At 45.5% G+C, this 14,774-nt stretch carries 19 protein-coding genes, 1 tRNA gene and 3 pseudogenes; 10 read left to right on the plus strand and 13 right to left on the minus strand.

Translation table 11 applies throughout. The features are described from left to right. Both FYJ45_RS25935 and FYJ45_RS25940 read left to right on the plus strand, forming a co-directional pair. Nucleotides 1–366: transposase (locus tag FYJ45_RS25935; protein WP_195841989.1), on the plus strand; the 366-nt coding region annotated here is incomplete at its 5' end. A 163-nt stretch (nucleotides 367–529) separates the two neighbouring features. Then, nucleotides 530–1,126 (plus strand): DUF1016 N-terminal domain-containing protein, encoded by a 597-nt coding sequence (locus FYJ45_RS25940; RefSeq protein WP_330588834.1) that lies wholly within the window; start codon nucleotides 530–532, stop codon nucleotides 1,124–1,126. On the opposite strand, the gene FYJ45_RS25945 is transcribed toward FYJ45_RS25940, so the two are convergent. From FYJ45_RS25945 to FYJ45_RS25955, 3 genes and pseudogenes are all read right to left on the minus strand, one after another. Next, nucleotides 1,100–1,486 carry a BlaI/MecI/CopY family transcriptional regulator gene (locus FYJ45_RS25945; RefSeq protein ID WP_154467957.1) on the minus strand — a complete coding sequence of 129 codons (387 nt, stop codon included), beginning with the start codon at nucleotides 1,484–1,486 and terminating at the stop codon, nucleotides 1,100–1,102. The genes FYJ45_RS25940 and FYJ45_RS25945 overlap by 27 nt on opposite strands. Nucleotides 1,487–1,730: 244 nt before the next feature. Next, on the minus strand, nucleotides 1,731–1,871 hold the full coding sequence (locus FYJ45_RS25950) for a Maff2 family mobile element protein (RefSeq protein WP_154467958.1): 141 nt from the start codon (nucleotides 1,869–1,871) through the stop codon (nucleotides 1,731–1,733). A 90-nt stretch (nucleotides 1,872–1,961) separates the two neighbouring features. Continuing rightward, nucleotides 1,962–2,273, minus strand: a pseudogene (locus FYJ45_RS25955) (VirD4-like conjugal transfer protein, CD1115 family); the annotation flags it as partial. Nucleotides 2,274–2,461: 188 nt separating this feature from the next. Here FYJ45_RS25955 and FYJ45_RS25960 point away from each other — a divergent pair. The 8 genes and pseudogenes from FYJ45_RS25960 to FYJ45_RS32865 all read left to right on the plus strand — a co-directional run. Beyond that, a complete protein-coding gene (locus tag FYJ45_RS25960; protein ID WP_154467959.1) occupies nucleotides 2,462–2,650 on the plus strand; it encodes a helix-turn-helix domain-containing protein in 189 nt (62 codons plus the stop codon). After that, nucleotides 2,643–3,335 (plus strand): response regulator transcription factor, encoded by a 693-nt coding sequence (locus FYJ45_RS25965; RefSeq protein ID WP_154467960.1) that lies wholly within the window; start codon nucleotides 2,643–2,645, stop codon nucleotides 3,333–3,335. The genes FYJ45_RS25960 and FYJ45_RS25965 overlap by 8 nt, the downstream gene beginning before the upstream one ends. Nucleotides 3,336–3,340: 5 nt before the next feature. Continuing rightward, nucleotides 3,341–4,258 (plus strand): sensor histidine kinase, encoded by a 918-nt coding sequence (locus FYJ45_RS25970; protein ID WP_154467961.1) that lies wholly within the window; start codon nucleotides 3,341–3,343, stop codon nucleotides 4,256–4,258. Between the two features lie 112 nt (nucleotides 4,259–4,370). Continuing rightward, nucleotides 4,371–5,297: an ABC transporter ATP-binding protein gene (locus FYJ45_RS25975; RefSeq protein WP_154467962.1), complete on the plus strand. Its 927-nt coding sequence runs from the start codon at nucleotides 4,371–4,373 to the stop codon at nucleotides 5,295–5,297. Then, entirely contained in the window at nucleotides 5,290–6,084 is a 795-nt protein-coding gene (locus tag FYJ45_RS25980) for an ABC transporter permease (RefSeq protein ID WP_154467963.1), read from the plus strand. Before FYJ45_RS25975 ends, FYJ45_RS25980 begins: the two co-directional genes overlap by 8 nt. Before the next feature lie 12 nt (nucleotides 6,085–6,096). Continuing rightward, nucleotides 6,097–6,912, plus strand: a complete 816-nt coding sequence (locus tag FYJ45_RS25985) for an ABC transporter permease (protein ID WP_154467964.1) — start codon at nucleotides 6,097–6,099, stop codon at nucleotides 6,910–6,912. Nucleotides 6,913–6,917: 5 nt separating this feature from the next. Then, nucleotides 6,918–7,261 (plus strand): annotated as a pseudogene (locus FYJ45_RS25990) (hypothetical protein). A gap of 247 nt (nucleotides 7,262–7,508) precedes the next feature. Next, nucleotides 7,509–7,688: pseudogene (locus tag FYJ45_RS32865) on the plus strand (site-specific integrase); the annotation flags it as partial. A gap of 204 nt (nucleotides 7,689–7,892) precedes the next feature. Here FYJ45_RS32865 and FYJ45_RS26005 read toward each other — a convergent pair. The 10 genes from FYJ45_RS26005 to FYJ45_RS31940 form a co-directional block, all read right to left on the minus strand. Further along, nucleotides 7,893–8,288 (minus strand): hypothetical protein, encoded by a 396-nt coding sequence (locus FYJ45_RS26005; protein ID WP_154467965.1) that lies wholly within the window; start codon nucleotides 8,286–8,288, stop codon nucleotides 7,893–7,895. Beyond that, entirely contained in the window at nucleotides 8,285–8,863 is a 579-nt protein-coding gene (locus tag FYJ45_RS26010) for an RNA polymerase sigma factor (RefSeq protein WP_207708457.1), read from the minus strand. Before FYJ45_RS26010 ends, FYJ45_RS26005 begins: the two co-directional genes overlap by 4 nt. Before the next feature lie 133 nt (nucleotides 8,864–8,996). Beyond that, the gene (locus tag FYJ45_RS26015) at nucleotides 8,997–9,317 is read right to left on the minus strand and encodes a helix-turn-helix domain-containing protein (RefSeq protein WP_154467967.1); all 321 of its coding nucleotides are present in this window, start codon (nucleotides 9,315–9,317) and stop codon (nucleotides 8,997–8,999) included. Between the two features lie 199 nt (nucleotides 9,318–9,516). Beyond that, entirely contained in the window at nucleotides 9,517–10,551 is a 1,035-nt protein-coding gene (locus FYJ45_RS26020; RefSeq protein ID WP_154467968.1) for a threonine aldolase family protein, read from the minus strand. 15 nt (nucleotides 10,552–10,566) lie between these two features. Then, nucleotides 10,567–12,018: an aminoacyl-histidine dipeptidase gene (locus tag FYJ45_RS26025; RefSeq protein ID WP_154467969.1), complete on the minus strand. Its 1,452-nt coding sequence runs from the start codon at nucleotides 12,016–12,018 to the stop codon at nucleotides 10,567–10,569. An 88-nt stretch (nucleotides 12,019–12,106) separates the two neighbouring features. Continuing rightward, nucleotides 12,107–12,178, minus strand: a tRNA-Asn gene (locus FYJ45_RS26030). A gap of 62 nt (nucleotides 12,179–12,240) precedes the next feature. Then, nucleotides 12,241–12,423 (minus strand): hypothetical protein, encoded by a 183-nt coding sequence (locus FYJ45_RS26035; RefSeq protein WP_154467970.1) that lies wholly within the window; start codon nucleotides 12,421–12,423, stop codon nucleotides 12,241–12,243. Beyond that, nucleotides 12,420–13,172: a hypothetical protein gene (locus FYJ45_RS26040; RefSeq protein ID WP_235931023.1), complete on the minus strand. Its 753-nt coding sequence runs from the start codon at nucleotides 13,170–13,172 to the stop codon at nucleotides 12,420–12,422. The genes FYJ45_RS26035 and FYJ45_RS26040 overlap by 4 nt, the downstream gene beginning before the upstream one ends. A gap of 184 nt (nucleotides 13,173–13,356) precedes the next feature. Beyond that, nucleotides 13,357–13,992 (minus strand): rubredoxin-like domain-containing protein, encoded by a 636-nt coding sequence (locus FYJ45_RS26045; protein WP_154467972.1) that lies wholly within the window; start codon nucleotides 13,990–13,992, stop codon nucleotides 13,357–13,359. Further along, entirely contained in the window at nucleotides 13,989–14,738 is a 750-nt protein-coding gene (locus tag FYJ45_RS31940) for a rubredoxin (protein WP_276893232.1), read from the minus strand. The genes FYJ45_RS26045 and FYJ45_RS31940 overlap by 4 nt, the downstream gene beginning before the upstream one ends. Nucleotides 14,739–14,774 lie beyond the last annotated feature (36 nt).

Genomic DNA, 14,774 nt, shown 5'->3' on the forward strand with positions numbered 1-14,774 from the left:
TCGCAGCAGTTCCATGTTTCATTTGAGCGAGACCAGTGTGCAAACTGTCCGAATAAGGACCGATGTAAAGCAAAAATCCATAAACGTGTCAGCAATGTTACTGTATCGATAAAATCCCATGAGAGAGTAAAACAACAGCGATTCATGGAAAGCGAAGAGTTTCGAAATCTCTTCAAAATCCGTAATGGAGTTGAAACCCTGCCGTCCCTGTTGCGCAGACAATATCATGCAGACAGGATGCCTGTCAGAGGACTAATCCGGGGACGTTTTTTCTTTGGATGTAAAATCGGGGCATTGAACTTTAAAAAGCTCTTTACCTATCGAAAGGGCTTGGGGCATTATGCTCAAAATCCAGTATTGGAATAACGAAAGGACTGACAGTCATTTTGGTATTGACTACTAACATCTGGAAAACGATAAAAATCCAATTGTGTAAAATTTTCAAGGTACTATATGGTAGGTCAGAGAGTTTTTACAAACTCTTTTGACCCCAACATCATTTTAATACATTTGGAAAGGGGCGATAATCTTGAACGATTTAACATATACTAATTCTATGATGAATGAAATTAGAGAAATTTTACAAAGCGCACGTCAGCGTGTAGCAATACAGGTTAATACAGAGCTTTTGTCTACCTACTGGAATATCGGAAAAATTATTGTAGAACATGAGCAGGAAAATCAAGAACGGGCAGACTACGGGAAGCAAACCTTAAAGCAGATTTCTAAAGAATTAACAAAAGAGTTCGGAAAAGGATTTTCGGTTTCCAATCTTCAATTTATGCGTTGGTTTTATCAATGCTATCAAATTCAACAGACGGTGTCTGTTAAATTGTCATGGTCGCATTATTGTGAGCTTTTGACGATTTCCGACGCGGATAAACGCAGTTTCTACGAAAAAGAAACAGTTAATTCCGGGTGGTCGGTACGCGAATTAAAGCGGCAGATTTCCACATCACTCTATGAAAGACTTTTATTATCAGAGGGTAAAGCAAATAAAGAAACGGTACTCTCCCTTGCAGAAAAGGGGATTGAAATGGCAACGCCCCTTGATATAATCAAATGGAACTTTCTAATGTTGAAAGAAATAAGTTTCTTATCATTGCCCGTCCTCCAATTCGTCTAAGAATTTTCGCAACTCATCCATATCGGAAGTTTTAATCACTTTACTGCTGTATAGTGTCTCTACCATATTTTGTATGGAACTGTTGTACAACTTTTCAAGAAAATGCTTGCCTTCTTTTGCTTTATATTCATTCTCTGAAATGATGAAAGTGTACAAATTCATACCTGTTTCACGGTCACAAGTGACAAAGCCCTTATCAGACAATCTCGATAGTGATGTCATTAAAGTAGATAACTGCCACTTTCGTAGCCCTTGTAATTCCTTTAATATGTAATTTGATGTAACGGGATTTTCGGCGTGCCAGATTACCTGCATGATTTCCAATTCAGCTTCGCCTAAATTTTTCATTATCTTTCCCATAAAATGGTCCCCTGTTATACGTTTGTATAATTTATTATACAAACGTATAACGACTATGTCAATTACCATTTTTTTCAATCATCAGTTAGTTAAAGCCTTTCTTAGTTTATAAATCTTGGTAATCATAAAATCAAACAGAAACTATCAATGGATTTTAGACAATCATTATTCAAAACCATTGTGGATTCTTGTCTACTTTTGCAGTACGAAATAGTAGCGGTGGCTGGCTGTTGTTAATATTACTTTATGGCACATGAGCATTGGCCCCAGAGTTGTCCGAGCCATAGCCCTCCAGAAGATTGATTACGCCCCACACCGCCAATCCGGCTCCGAGCGCGACAACAAGGGTTTGCAGAGTTGATACAGCACTTGAAAAGAATTGCATATACAGTTACCTCCATTTTTTGTTTTGGTTTTCGGGTACAAAAAAACCGCCATTTCCGGCGGCTGTACTTCGGGCCAACTTGGCCCGAAGTTATGCAAACGCCTCCGGGTCGTCTACATCGTCATAGTTGAGAATGTCCTCGTTCTCGTCCATGTCGGCAGCTTCCCCGGCGGCGTCTACTTCGTAAGTGGTATATATCTCGTTCGGGTTTACTTTCATACGGCGGTTTATCAGTTTTGCCGCGTCAAAGGCATTTTTCTTGTTGGCCTCCGCCGTATGCTTGTAGTTCGGGTGGTTCTTCAAATCGTATTTGGGGGATAGAAAGGGCCGCAGGCCCCTAAGTTGCAGGATACATTTATTTCCCTCCATTGTGGTTAGTTCGTCCATTGTCATTAACTCTTTGTCACAATGTCAAGTGGTGAATTCAAAAAAAGACAGGCACTATCAAAGAATTTATCTTTCATAGTGCCTGATTTAATGAATTTGCCTTTGTTGCCGCTTTCTGCTATCGCCTCAAGATGGATAATTCACATTTCGTTTCTTGTATTATTCGAGTCAAAGAACTATAATGTAACTTGTGGAGGTGCGAAATGGATTATATGACATTGAAAGAGGCCGCCGAGAAATGGGGCGTGACACCTCGTAGGGTGAATTATTATTGCGCTGGTGGGCGTATCCCCGGCGCTGTGAAAATGGCTACTATCTGGCTTATTCCCAAAAATGCGGAGAAGCCGATTGATGGCCGGACAAAACAAGGAAAGGAACTGCGCCATGAATAAAATTTTGATTATAGATGATGACAGAGAACTGTGCGCTTTAACTAAACGCAGCATACAATCGGAAAATATAGAAGCCGATTCTTGTAATACTGGAAAAGAGGGCTTGCAGAAATTAAAAGAACAGGAATACCAACTTGTGATACTGGATGTGATGATGCCCGGTATGGATGGCTTTGAAACGCTGGAAGAAATCCGCAAAGAAAGCAGCCTGCCGATTTTGATGTTCACATCCAAGAATGACAGCGTTTCTAAAGTACGGGGCTTGCGGGCCGGAGCAGATGATTATTTGACAAAGCCTTTTGATATGGACGAACTGATTGCTCGTATTGTTTCCCTGATCCGCCGCTACACCCGCTTTAATCAGCAAGATGGAACGATGCAAAAACTGGGTTTTGACGGATTGCAAATTGATCTTGAAAATCGTTCTGTTACTACGGAAAATGGTACTTTTGAGCTTCCGCCAAAGGAATTTGATTTGCTCTTGTACTGTGCAAAACATCAAGGAAAAATTTTAACAAAACAACAAATTTATGAGGAAGTATGGGGCGAAGAATATTTCTATGATGACAGTAACATTATGGCAATTATCAGCCGACTTCGTAAAAAATTAGAAGTCAATCCCTCAAGCCCGAAGTATATCCAAACAATCAAAGGGATTGGCTACCGCTTTAATAAGGAGGTATAGCTGGTATGGAAATCATCGTTTTCTTGTCCATCGTAGTTGCAGTTTTGGCTGTGCTAACCTCTTACTTTCTTATCTGGCGAGTAAAGAAACAAATAGCAGAAATAACAGATGCTTTAATTGATGTGAAAAATGGAAATGGCAATCGGCGTATTTTGTCTGCAGCAAATGAGATGGTTGCCCCTATTGCCTATGAAATCAATGAAATCGTTGTGTCCTATGAAAACAGACTCTCCCTTGTCCGGCAGACAGAAGAAACCAATCGTCAGCTTATGACGAGCCTTTCCCATGATGTTCGGACTCCACTTACCACTCTCATTGGGTATCTTGATGCTGCACACAAAGGGCTTGTTACAGGGAAAGACCGGGATGATTATATTGAAACGGCCCGCCGGAAAGCCCATGATTTGAAAGAATATATTGATGTACTCTTTGACTGGTTCAAGCTAAATTCCAACGAGTTTGCTTTGGAGATCCAGAGCGTTGAAGCCGCAGAGCTGACAAGAAATATTTTGATCGACTGGATACCCATATTTGAGGATAAGCAGGTCGATTATAACATTGATATTCCCGAACAGCCTGTCCGGGTAAGACTTGATACGGACAGCTATATGAGGATTTTAAATAATCTCATTCAAAATGTTATTTCTCATAGCCATGCAGACAAAATTGAAATTGTCCTCTCAAAGCATGGGAAAAACATGAAGCTACTGTTGGCGGATAATGGTGTGGGGATCGAGAAAGAGGATCTAAAACATATTTTTGAACGGCTTTATAAATGCGATAAAGGCCGGTCTGAAAAAGGCAGCGGCCTTGGTCTTTCTATTGTCCATCAGCTTGTAGAAAAGATGGGCGGAAACATAACAGTTGAAAGTGTACCGGGAAAAGGAACTGAATTTGCTTTGTTTTTTCTCTTGTATGATTGAGCGGGTTCCCGTCCTTGCGGCGGGAACCTTTGTCATTTTAGCCGTTTTCTAAATTGCAAGGTTAATGCAAGGTTGGCGTGATAGAATACCTTACAGAACAGGAGGTTTGAATATGGACACAAATTACATCATTGAAACAAAAAATCTGACGAAGCAATACGACTCGCAAAAGAGCGTGGCTGACTTAAATATCCATGTGAAGCGTGGGAGAATTTATGGCTTGCTCGGAAGAAACGGAGCCGGAAAAACGACTACCATGAAAATGCTGTTGGGCTTAACAAAGCCGACTTCCGGCGAGGTCACAATCTGGGGAAAGTCTTTGCAGGGGAATGAAAAGAAATTGCTGCCCCGTATCGGCAGCTTGATCGAGTCCCCCGGCTTTTATCCCAATCTGACCGGCACAGAGAACCTGCGTATCTTTGCTACTCTGCGGGGCGTACCAAACATTCATGCGATCAAAGATGCTCTGGATTTGGTAGGACTGCCCTACAAAGATAAAAAGCTCTTTTCGCAGTATTCCCTTGGTATGAAGCAGCGACTTGCGATTGCCCTTGCCGTTATGCACGATCCAGAGCTTTTGATTTTGGATGAACCGATTAACGGACTTGATCCCATCGGCATTGCAGAAGTGCGTTCCTTTATCCGGGAGCTTTGTGACGCAAAAGGGAAAACTATTTTGATCTCCAGTCACATTCTTTCGGAAATTTCTCTGCTGGCTGACGATATTGGAATTATCGACCACGGCGCATTGCTGGAAGAAGAAAGCCTTGCCGAGTTGGAGCGAAAAAGCAGTAAGCATATTCGTTTTACGCTTTCTGATACTGCACAGGCGGCAAGAATTTTGGAACGCAATTTCCATGAAAACCATTTCTCTATACAGGACGACCACAATCTGCGTCTGCACAATCTTGATCTGTCTGTCGGAAAAATTGTAGCCGCCTTTGTAGAAAACGGATTGGAGGTATCGGAGGCGCATACCTGTGAAGAAAGCCTTGAAGATTATTTCAGGCGTGTGACGGGGGGCGAGGGAATTGCTTAAACTGATAAAATGCGAATTTTTGAAATTGAAACGCAAGCCGCTGGTATTTATTTCACTGCTGCTTTCCGTTTTCATGCCATTGGCTTACGCTTTTTTTCTGGCAGATGTAAACACCGATGTGGATGCTGTAAACGGAGTAATGTCCAGTCTGTTTCAACTCAGTGCATATTTGCTTTTGATGCCACTTCTTGTGATACTGGCTTCCAATCTGCTGTTTGAAGAACTGGACAATGACACTCTGAAAAACCTTGTTACCATACCAGTGAACAGAACGAAGCTGGTGCTTTCCAAGATGCTGGTTTTACTGTTGTTTGCTATTGGCTTTATGGCGGTTGGAGGATTGGTAAACCTTGCGGTTTTGCTGCTCCAGGGATGGGAGCCTGTGGGGTTCTGGACATTGCTTGGCGTTGGGATTGAAGAAGGACTGATCATGTGGGTTGGCGCACTCCCCTGTATTCTGCTCGTTGTTCTTCTCAATAAAAACTATATCGTGTCTGTTGTGATTACCTTTTTCTATACTATTGCGAATTATATCCTTTCCATGAACGATATTTTTCTCACACAGCCTTTTGGCCTGAACATCGGAACCCTGTTTCCGGGACCGCTGGCTTTCCGCTGGACATTCCAATTTTATGACCAAAGCCAGACCAGTGCGGAACTGGCGGATTTGTTGGAACGGATCAGCCCGTATTTCCTAAATAGTGTCCAGGTGTTCGGCGTGATTGTTGTGGAAGCCATTGTATTTCTTGCGCTGATTGCGAAGGTTTATCAGCGTCAGGAAATTTAAGGGGGTGTGATTATGTGGAATCTATTAAAATCGGAATTACTGAAACTACGCCGATGTCAGATCCTCCTGGTGGGGCTGGTGGCACTTGCACTCTGTCCTTTGGTTCAATATGGAAGCCAGTTGATTATCGAAGCGGAATATCAAAATCCAAACTATAATTTTCAAACGCTTTTTGAGAATGTTGTCTGGGGCAACACCCAGATATTTCTCCCTATTTCACTGGTGATGATCGGTGGCTGGCTCATTGACAGAGAATCCACCCATGATACGCTGAAAAATATCATGACAATTCCTGTTTCTATGCCGAAAATGTTGGGGGCTAAGCTTCTTTTGGTCGGTATGCTTGCAGTTCTGTTGGGAATCTACAGTGTTGGCGTTACCCTAATCACTGGACTAACGGTTGGCTTGTCGGGACTGACTGCGGAGGTGCTTTTTCATAGCGGTACTCAGATTGTGTTGGCGGCTCAGACGACCTATCTGGTCTGTATGCCCCTAATCTTGATTTTTGGGCAGATTCGAGGGGCATATCTGGGCGGTTCCATCCTGGCGTTCTTCCTCGGATATAGCATGATGTTCTTCAAAGGCGGTATCCTTGCCAGTATCTATCCATTTTCTGCTGCGCTAATTTTAGTGGGATTTGACATGAGTGAATATGCCGGAACAACCACAGCTCCAAACCCTTTGCTGGCGGTCATTGGGGTTGGCATCATGGTTCTCTGGGCTGTGCTGTTGTTATTGATGTCCAGTAGGAAAAAAGAAATGAAACCTCATAAACAGACAAACACCAAGGGAAAAGGAAAGCGGACTGCACGCAGGAAAGGAAGGTGATACCTGTGAAGAAAATAGTTCTATCATTATTCCTGATTTTGTTGGGCGCTTCTATACTTTCCGGCTGGACGAAAGACGAGGTTCTCAATCAGTATAACAATATTGTTCAGTCTGCGGGTTCCATAGCACTTACTGGAAATTCATCCTTACAAGGCACGAAAGAAAAAGGAATTGACGATTATACAGGAAGCTATACAGCCGACTATGAGAGTTTTTCAGATACAGAGTATTTGTTTGGATTGAAACAACCGGAACATATAGCGATACAATCACACTTCCCGACGGTGGAAATTATATTGGTATTGAATGTGAGGATTTCACGGGAAGTATTGAATTGAATATTGAATAGCATTCTGCCGGACGACGGCAAAAGAAAAAAAGCCGTCGTACAGCAGACATATTTCCACGCGCCTATGAAGCGGCGGCTATAATTTTTAGAGTCTCCGCTTCTTTTTGCTTCAATTATCGGGTAGGAGGGTATTACCTCAGATGGACGGCCGATGTCTTTCCTGACATCCGGGTGAAGTTGGAAAAGTGCTATCAGGATATCATACCGGAAATGGAGGGAACTGCCCGTGAAACCGACTGATTTCTCCATGCACCTTACAGCATTCCTGTCTGATTACCTTCCTGTCCAGAAGAATGTCAGCAGGAACACGATAAAATCCTACAGAGATACTTTTAAGCTCCTCCTTCTTTTTTGTGAAAAAGAGGAAGCCATCCCAGCGGAAAAGATCACCATGAAGAACCTTTCCTCCGATCTGGTCGGGCGGTTCTTAAACTGGCTGGAAATTTATAAATACTTTGATGAGGTCAATCAGGAACCAGTTGTATATCATTGGACTTATAAGCTTGATGAAATATCCGCAGAAGAAGCAAACGCTTACTAATGTATCAGTTATTAATTATTCGATGTACTAGTCGTCCAAAATAAACTTCTAAAGCTTCTAAACAATAATCTTTGGGCCAATAGTTAGGCTTCAAAATCTTAGCTTCAACAAGCTTCTCAGCCTTACAATCTCAAAGAACGACTTCTTCAAAGCATAACTCCCGAAATTCACCGACAGCATCAAAACCAGGCAGGCCTCCGCCATACCCATGCCGCTACCGGACGCCGCCTCTTCGGCTTCCACGTCCTCCTCCGCAAACTCCTCCTCCAGCCCATACCGGCTCTTAAACCTCTCAAACGCCGCCTCCGGATCCGAGGGAAACTTCGGATCATCCTCCTTCGGATCAAGCACATCAAGAAGCCTTACGATAGCGTCCACCTCTTTATCGTCAAATTCCTCCTCGCTGGCCTCATAGGTGTACCAGTACAGCTTTTCATACAGTTCCTCAATTAACTTTTCATCACGTTTCCCTTTTCCCTGTGTCATAACTTGTCTCCTATGGAAGTAATCAGCTGAAATGTAAGATTGCAGACACTGAATAAAAACGGCAGAAGCATACTGCCGCGTATTTTCTGCTTCATTCTCAAAATCCTGACCTTAAAACAGTTCTCGGTAATCCCCAGCTTCTTCGCCATTTCCTGCGATGTATACCCATATTCATAATAGCACCGGAGAAGCTCCAGCTCTTCCTCCGACAGGATCTCACCGACAGTGGAATAGGCCTCCACCATCTTGAAATCATCCACCCTGCTCCCTTTTCCCAACGTAGCATTATCCAGAAGGAAATCAAAATCAAGACTGTACTTTCTCTGTTTTTCCTCCCACTTCATCACCTTGTTTTTGGCGGTGATGCGGAGCCAACCGCGGATATTCGGATGATTTACCAGTTCCTTCCTCTTTCTGTAGAATTCATAGAAGGTCTCCTGCGCAACATCCTCAACCGCGTTGCTGTCGGTGAGCATTCGGCGGACATACCTTACTATCTCATCGAACTCTTCATTATACAGTTCTTCGAAAAACTTTTTGCTATCCTCCATTGGCCCTCTATCCTCTTTCGTCATATTACCTTCTTTCAGGTCAAATGGTCTTCTTTCCTGAAGCGCCATACATATGGCCATCCCCCCGCCTCTGCCTGTCCCGTTTTTCCTGGAAGACACAGAACACCCTGTCCGCAGCCGCATGTAAGTGCCTGCACTATTTATACAATTTTGTCACATTTTCAAGAATCTGCTCCAGGACCTGTGTCTTATCCTTGGGACAATCCTTGAAAATCTCTACCACTGTTTTATCAGAAGTCAGTTCTCCTGTTAAAAGATACGTAGGATCCAGTCCCATTCTCTCATAAACCAGCAAAATTTTTTCTATGGAAAGCCTTTTATTTCCACGTTCAATCTCTCCATAAAAAGTCGTGGACATTTCCAGAAGCTCCGCTGTATCTTCCTGCGTCATCTTCAGTTTCTTTCTCTGCCTGCGCAAACGTTCTCCGATTTCAACCAATACAAGTGTTGCCGCCATTCCGATTCTCCATTTCCAGTTTTTTCCTAAGGTACGTTATTATGATACTGTGATTAAGAATGGCTTTTTAGTAACTATATATTTGTATTTGTTACGAAAAAACTACTATAAATTATGATTTCTCCTTTAATTGTATTAAAAAAAGAGAAGGGAGCGTTATCCTCTCCCTTCCCGAAAAACTCTGCCGCAGTCCGGATTGTCAGAAGTTCTTTAAATCCTCTATCAGCTCATCTACGTTTTCTTCCAAAGTAGCCCAACTGGTACAGAATCTTACCGCGCTGTGAGTTTCATCCACACGCTCCTGATAGCAATATCCATATTTTTCTCCCAGCTTTTCCAGAACCGCATCCGGAATTATGGGGAAAATCTGATTTGTCCTGTTCTCCACCAGCATAGGATAGCCTTTTTCCAGAAACGCGCTGCGCAGCTTTTCGGCCAGGCGAATCGCATGCTTTGAAATTTCCATATAAAGATTATCCTCAAACAGCGTCTCAAACTGGATTCCCAGCAGACGGCCCTTTGCCAGCATTCCACCCTTCTGTTTGATAAAATAGCGGAAATCCTTTTTCAGTTCTTCATTGGCTATCACCACCGCTTCCCCGAACAGGGCGCCCACCTTGGTGCCTCCAATGTAAAAAACATCGCAATGCTGCGAAAGGAAGGGAAGATCCAGTTCATTGTCCGGCGCCGCCAGACCGTAGCCCAGCCTTGCTCCGTCCATAAACAGATACAGTCCGTATTTTCTGCAGACGCTGCTTAAATCCTCAATTTCCTTCCTGCTATAAAGTGTCCCATATTCCGTAGGATTAGATATGTAAACCATTTTCGGCTGCACCGTATGCTCAAAGGAATCATCATTGATATGGGCAAGATACAGCTGCTCCACCTGGCCGGCATCCAGCTTGCCGTCCTTGTGCGGGACAGAAAGCACCTTATGTCCCAGTGATTCCACCGCCCCGGTTTCATGAACATTGATATGTCCGCTCTGTGCGGAAACCACCCCCTGATGGGAGCGAAGAGCCGCATCTATAACCGTCATATTCGCCTGTGTGCCGCCTACCAGGAAATGTATCGCCAGAGTATCGTCACCGCAGGCCTTTCTGATCAGCTCCGCCGCATGCCGGCAATGGGCATCCTCACCGTAACCGGGAGTCTGCTCCATATTGGTTTCCAGCATTTTTTCCATCACCTTCGGATGAGCGCCCTCATTGTAATCACATTGAAATAAAATCATTTGTATTGTAACTCCTTAATTGTCTTTTTTCTTCAGGACTGCCAGCACATAATCCCATACCCGTTTGGTGGAAGAAATGCTCAGCCGTTCCTCAGGCGTATGGATATCCTTCATATCCGGACCGATGGACACACAATCCAGGCCAGGCAGCTTGCCCGCCAGGATGCCGCATTCCAGGCCGGCATGAATGGCTTCGATTCTGGGCTTTTTCCCATACATCTCTTCATAGATTTCCACCATTTTATCACGAAGGGCGGAATCCTGACGGTATTCCCATGCCGGATAATCCCCGGAAATCTCATAGGTGCCGCCCTGAGATTCCAGAAGCAGGCATACCTTGTCTATAATCATCTGTTTTTCGCTCATGACGGAGCTGCGGACGGAATAATCCAGTTCCAGAACGCCATCCGCCATTTTCAGGATGCCCAGATTCAGCGAGGTCTGTACCAGCCCTTTAATATTCGCGCTCATAGCCTGGATTCCATTGGGCATCATGAAAAGGAGCATTTCTGCTTTTTCAGTGCTTTCCTTTGTAAAAGCCTCCCATTCGCCCTGTTCTTTTCCTGCTACAGTAATTGAAATACTGGGATCCGTAACGGAAAATTCCCTGCTCAGAATCGCTTCAAAGGACTTCAGGCTTTCCTCCAGTGCCGCACACTCCTCCTCACGGGCAAAAATCTGTGCATGGGAAGCGGAAGGGATCGCATTGTCCGCACTGCCGCCGGCCATGTCCATAAAACGGAAATCTCCGTTTTTCCTGCAAAAATGGATCAGCCTTCCCAGCATGGCATTGGCGTTAGCCCTTCCTTTGTCAATCTCCGCACCAGAATGGCCTCCCAGCAGGCCTTCCACGCCTACCTGGTACCGATAGCCCTGCAGCTTCTGTGTCTCCACTTTAACCCTGCCGTGAACCCTCGCGCCGCCTGCACAGCTGGTAAGCAGCACGCCTTCTTCTTCGTTGTCCAGGTTCAGCATCCTGCGGCCCCTGCACATGGAAAGATCAATTCCATTCGCCCCTTCCATGCCTGTTTCCTCGTCCACGGTTATGATAACCTCCAGACGGGGATGCTCGCAGCTGTCGGAATCCAGAATAGCCAGCGCATAAGCCACCGCGATTCCGTCGTCGCCTCCCAGCGTGGTGTCCCGCGCCAGAAGATAATCTCCGTCCACCTCCAGATCCAGCCCTTCCTTTGTCATATCCTTGGTACAGCCGGGCTTTTTCACCGCAACCATATCCATATGCCCCTGTAGAAGGAGCGGCTCCTGCGATTCATAGCCTGCCGAAGCTTCCTTAATGATGACCACATTTTTCAGTTCATCCTGTACATACTCAAGATTCCTTGCCTTCGCAAAATCCACAAGATAATCGCTTATTTGCTCCACATTTCCCGAACCGTGAGGTATCTGACAGATTTCCTCAAAAAAATGAAAGACTTCCTTTGGCTCAAGCTGACTAATTTTGCCCATACTCTCTTCACTCCTTTTATATGTTTCCTTGTGTAATACCTCAAACCTATAAAGCGGCCTGATAGAAGTCTATCAAACCGCTTACCAACTCCCCGAGTAGGGCTCGAACCTACAACAACTCGGTTAACAGCCGAGTGCTCTACCATTGAGCTATCGAGGACTATGAAATTAATCAGTGATTTCTCTCACTAGATATGATTATAGTTTCCAGTATTCCCCTTGTCAATAGAAGATATTCACTTTTTCCCGGTTTTCTTTGAAATCATTTGCAGCCCTCACCCCATCAGGGCTTCGGCCGCCGCGTCCCTGCTTCCCGGCCTCTTTTTCCGCCGTCCCGTCCTGACAGGCTCTACATGGTTTCGCCGCGTCCATCCTCCCGCCATACCCGTTCCCTGTTGCTCTCACGGATACGTTCCTGAAAGGTCAGGCAGGGCTTTCTCCGTTTTCCCTGCTCCGTAAAATTTTGCGGAAAAGGCGATGAAAATCATATAAATATAGGGCATTCCCAGATTGGTTTCCAGCAGGGAATTCACCACAAGCGTAGCCAGCTTTGCCTCCAGCGTCTCAAATCCCGCGCTGCGAACGCCGCCGATTAAAAGCCCCGCTTCCCAGCCGAACTGTGCCAGGATTCCGATGCCCAGCAACCAGAGGACAGGCGCTTTTAACGCAGCTTCCTTTCTTGTGATGTTCCATATGACAAGCCCCAGATAGCCCACGATGAGAATGGCAGCCATATAGCCGTGGTAGGCTCCCGTTGTCCGCTGGATGATTACCGGCTGCTGCGCCCCGCCGAACGCCGTGGAAATCAAAGGGCAGCAGATCCACCAGCCAATCAGCAGCACGGACCATTCCAGCAGATTTTTATCCTTGGAAAGCCACAGCCATATCCATGTAAAATTGGTAAAACCAAAGCTCATTGACATCCACAGCAGAACCCAGAAAAGGCTGTAGCCGTTTTCAATGGAACGCGCATGGCACAGCAGGTGGAAAATCCCATAATCCACCGCCATATAAACCAGTCCGAAAATCAGCCCCACCACCACCGTCGTAAACTTCTTTTTATAAAGCAAAAGCCCCATGAAAATCAACAGGAAAATAATATCCAGCCAGATATAAAGAGGATCGAACTGCCGCCTCGCTATAATTTCTCCCATGCCGTATTCCTCCGTTTTTGTTATCATACCTGCCATTATACCATAGCCTGTAGAAATAGGTTACCTGATATTTTATGATGCTTCTTATTTCAAAGAACAATGCGTGAGCAGCCATGGCTGTAATTAACAGAGCGGCGGCATGCTTTTTTCATACCGCCGCCGTTTCCCTTCAACAATTCTTTTTTCACACTTTTATAAATACGGAGGCTGGCTGTTTACAGCGTGGGCAGGTAAAGCCCTCCGGCAAAGGCCCTTCGTGAATATATCCGCATACAGTACAGCGCCATTTTTCTATTTTTTCTTCCTTTTCCTCCTGTTTCTCCCTGTCGTTATCAGGCAGCAGTTCAAGCAGCCTTTCGGCAGCTTCCTTCGGGAACTCCTCCCCAGGAGGGTTATTAAGAAGCGACTGCAGCAGGCTGTGGGTATTGCCGCTCTGTGGCAGCATATAGCCGGCTTCCCGCAAAATATCCTCGGCCATGAGCCGGTTCGATTTTGCTATGGCTTCCGCCAGCTGTTTTAATACCGGTGAGTCCCCATTTTCCGCAAGCTGCCGGGCAATCCTCTCCTGGACGGTCTTGCTTTTCAACAGCGCATACAGGGCATCAGCCACATTTTTTTCCTTGGGCTGCTGGGGCGGGTATTCCGTGGGAACCATGGAAATTGCGCCGGACGGGCAGCTTTGTGCACAGATGCCGCACCCGATACATTTATTCACATCAATAATACTGTTCTCCGTATCCGCAGCCCCAGTGGGACACACATACAGACACAGACAGTCCTTCGTACATAAACGGATGTTTCTTACCGCAATCTTCTTCATCCTGCCTGCCCCCTTTCCACCTTTGTCATTTTCCAGCCTGGCACCTTACATACGGGACAAAGCGCAGGAGGCGTATCGCCTATGTAAATAAAACCACAGATATCACAAACATAAATATTTGTGTGCTCCAGCAGCGCATCCCCTTCCTTTTCATACCTCTGTAAAATGGAATTTACGATCCTGCTGACCTTTTCTCCCCAGACCAGGGCACGCAGCGCGCCTCTGTCCGGTTTTACTCCCGCTGCTTCGTTCGCGGCAGGATAACCCGATTCCAAATCCTCCTGCAGCATGGAAAGCAGTCTGCTTACATCCGCCTCCGGTTCTTCCGGAGTGATATTTTTAAAATAATCGGCCAGCTGCATAAACAAGGCTGTTTCTTCTGATAAATATTGCTTCTCGCTGCCGCGGGCCAGATTGGAACAAAGAGCGGAAAGCTCTCCTGCTGTCAGCTCCCGAAGCTCTTCCCTTTCTTCCCCGTCATTCCCCATCTTCTCCGCATTCCCGGACAAAATCGGGACTTTATACGCCTCCCCTGCAGCTGTTTGAGCCGTTTCCTTCTTTTCTGGTTCAGGCTTATTCACAGCGCCCGCCTGTTCCCTGAATTCTGACTTTCCGGCGCCGCACACAGGGCAGACCCAGCCCTCCGGCACTGCCTCCCACGTAGTGCCGGGTGCGATTCCTCCGGCAGGATATCCCGCCGCTTCGTCGTAAATGTAACCACAGACCGTACATACATACTTTTTCACGCCTTTACCTCCTTCTTTTTATCACCTATGCTTGTC

The sequence above is a fragment of the Eisenbergiella porci genome (assembly GCF_009696275.1).
Taxonomy (GTDB): domain Bacteria; phylum Bacillota; class Clostridia; order Lachnospirales; family Lachnospiraceae; genus Eisenbergiella; species Eisenbergiella porci.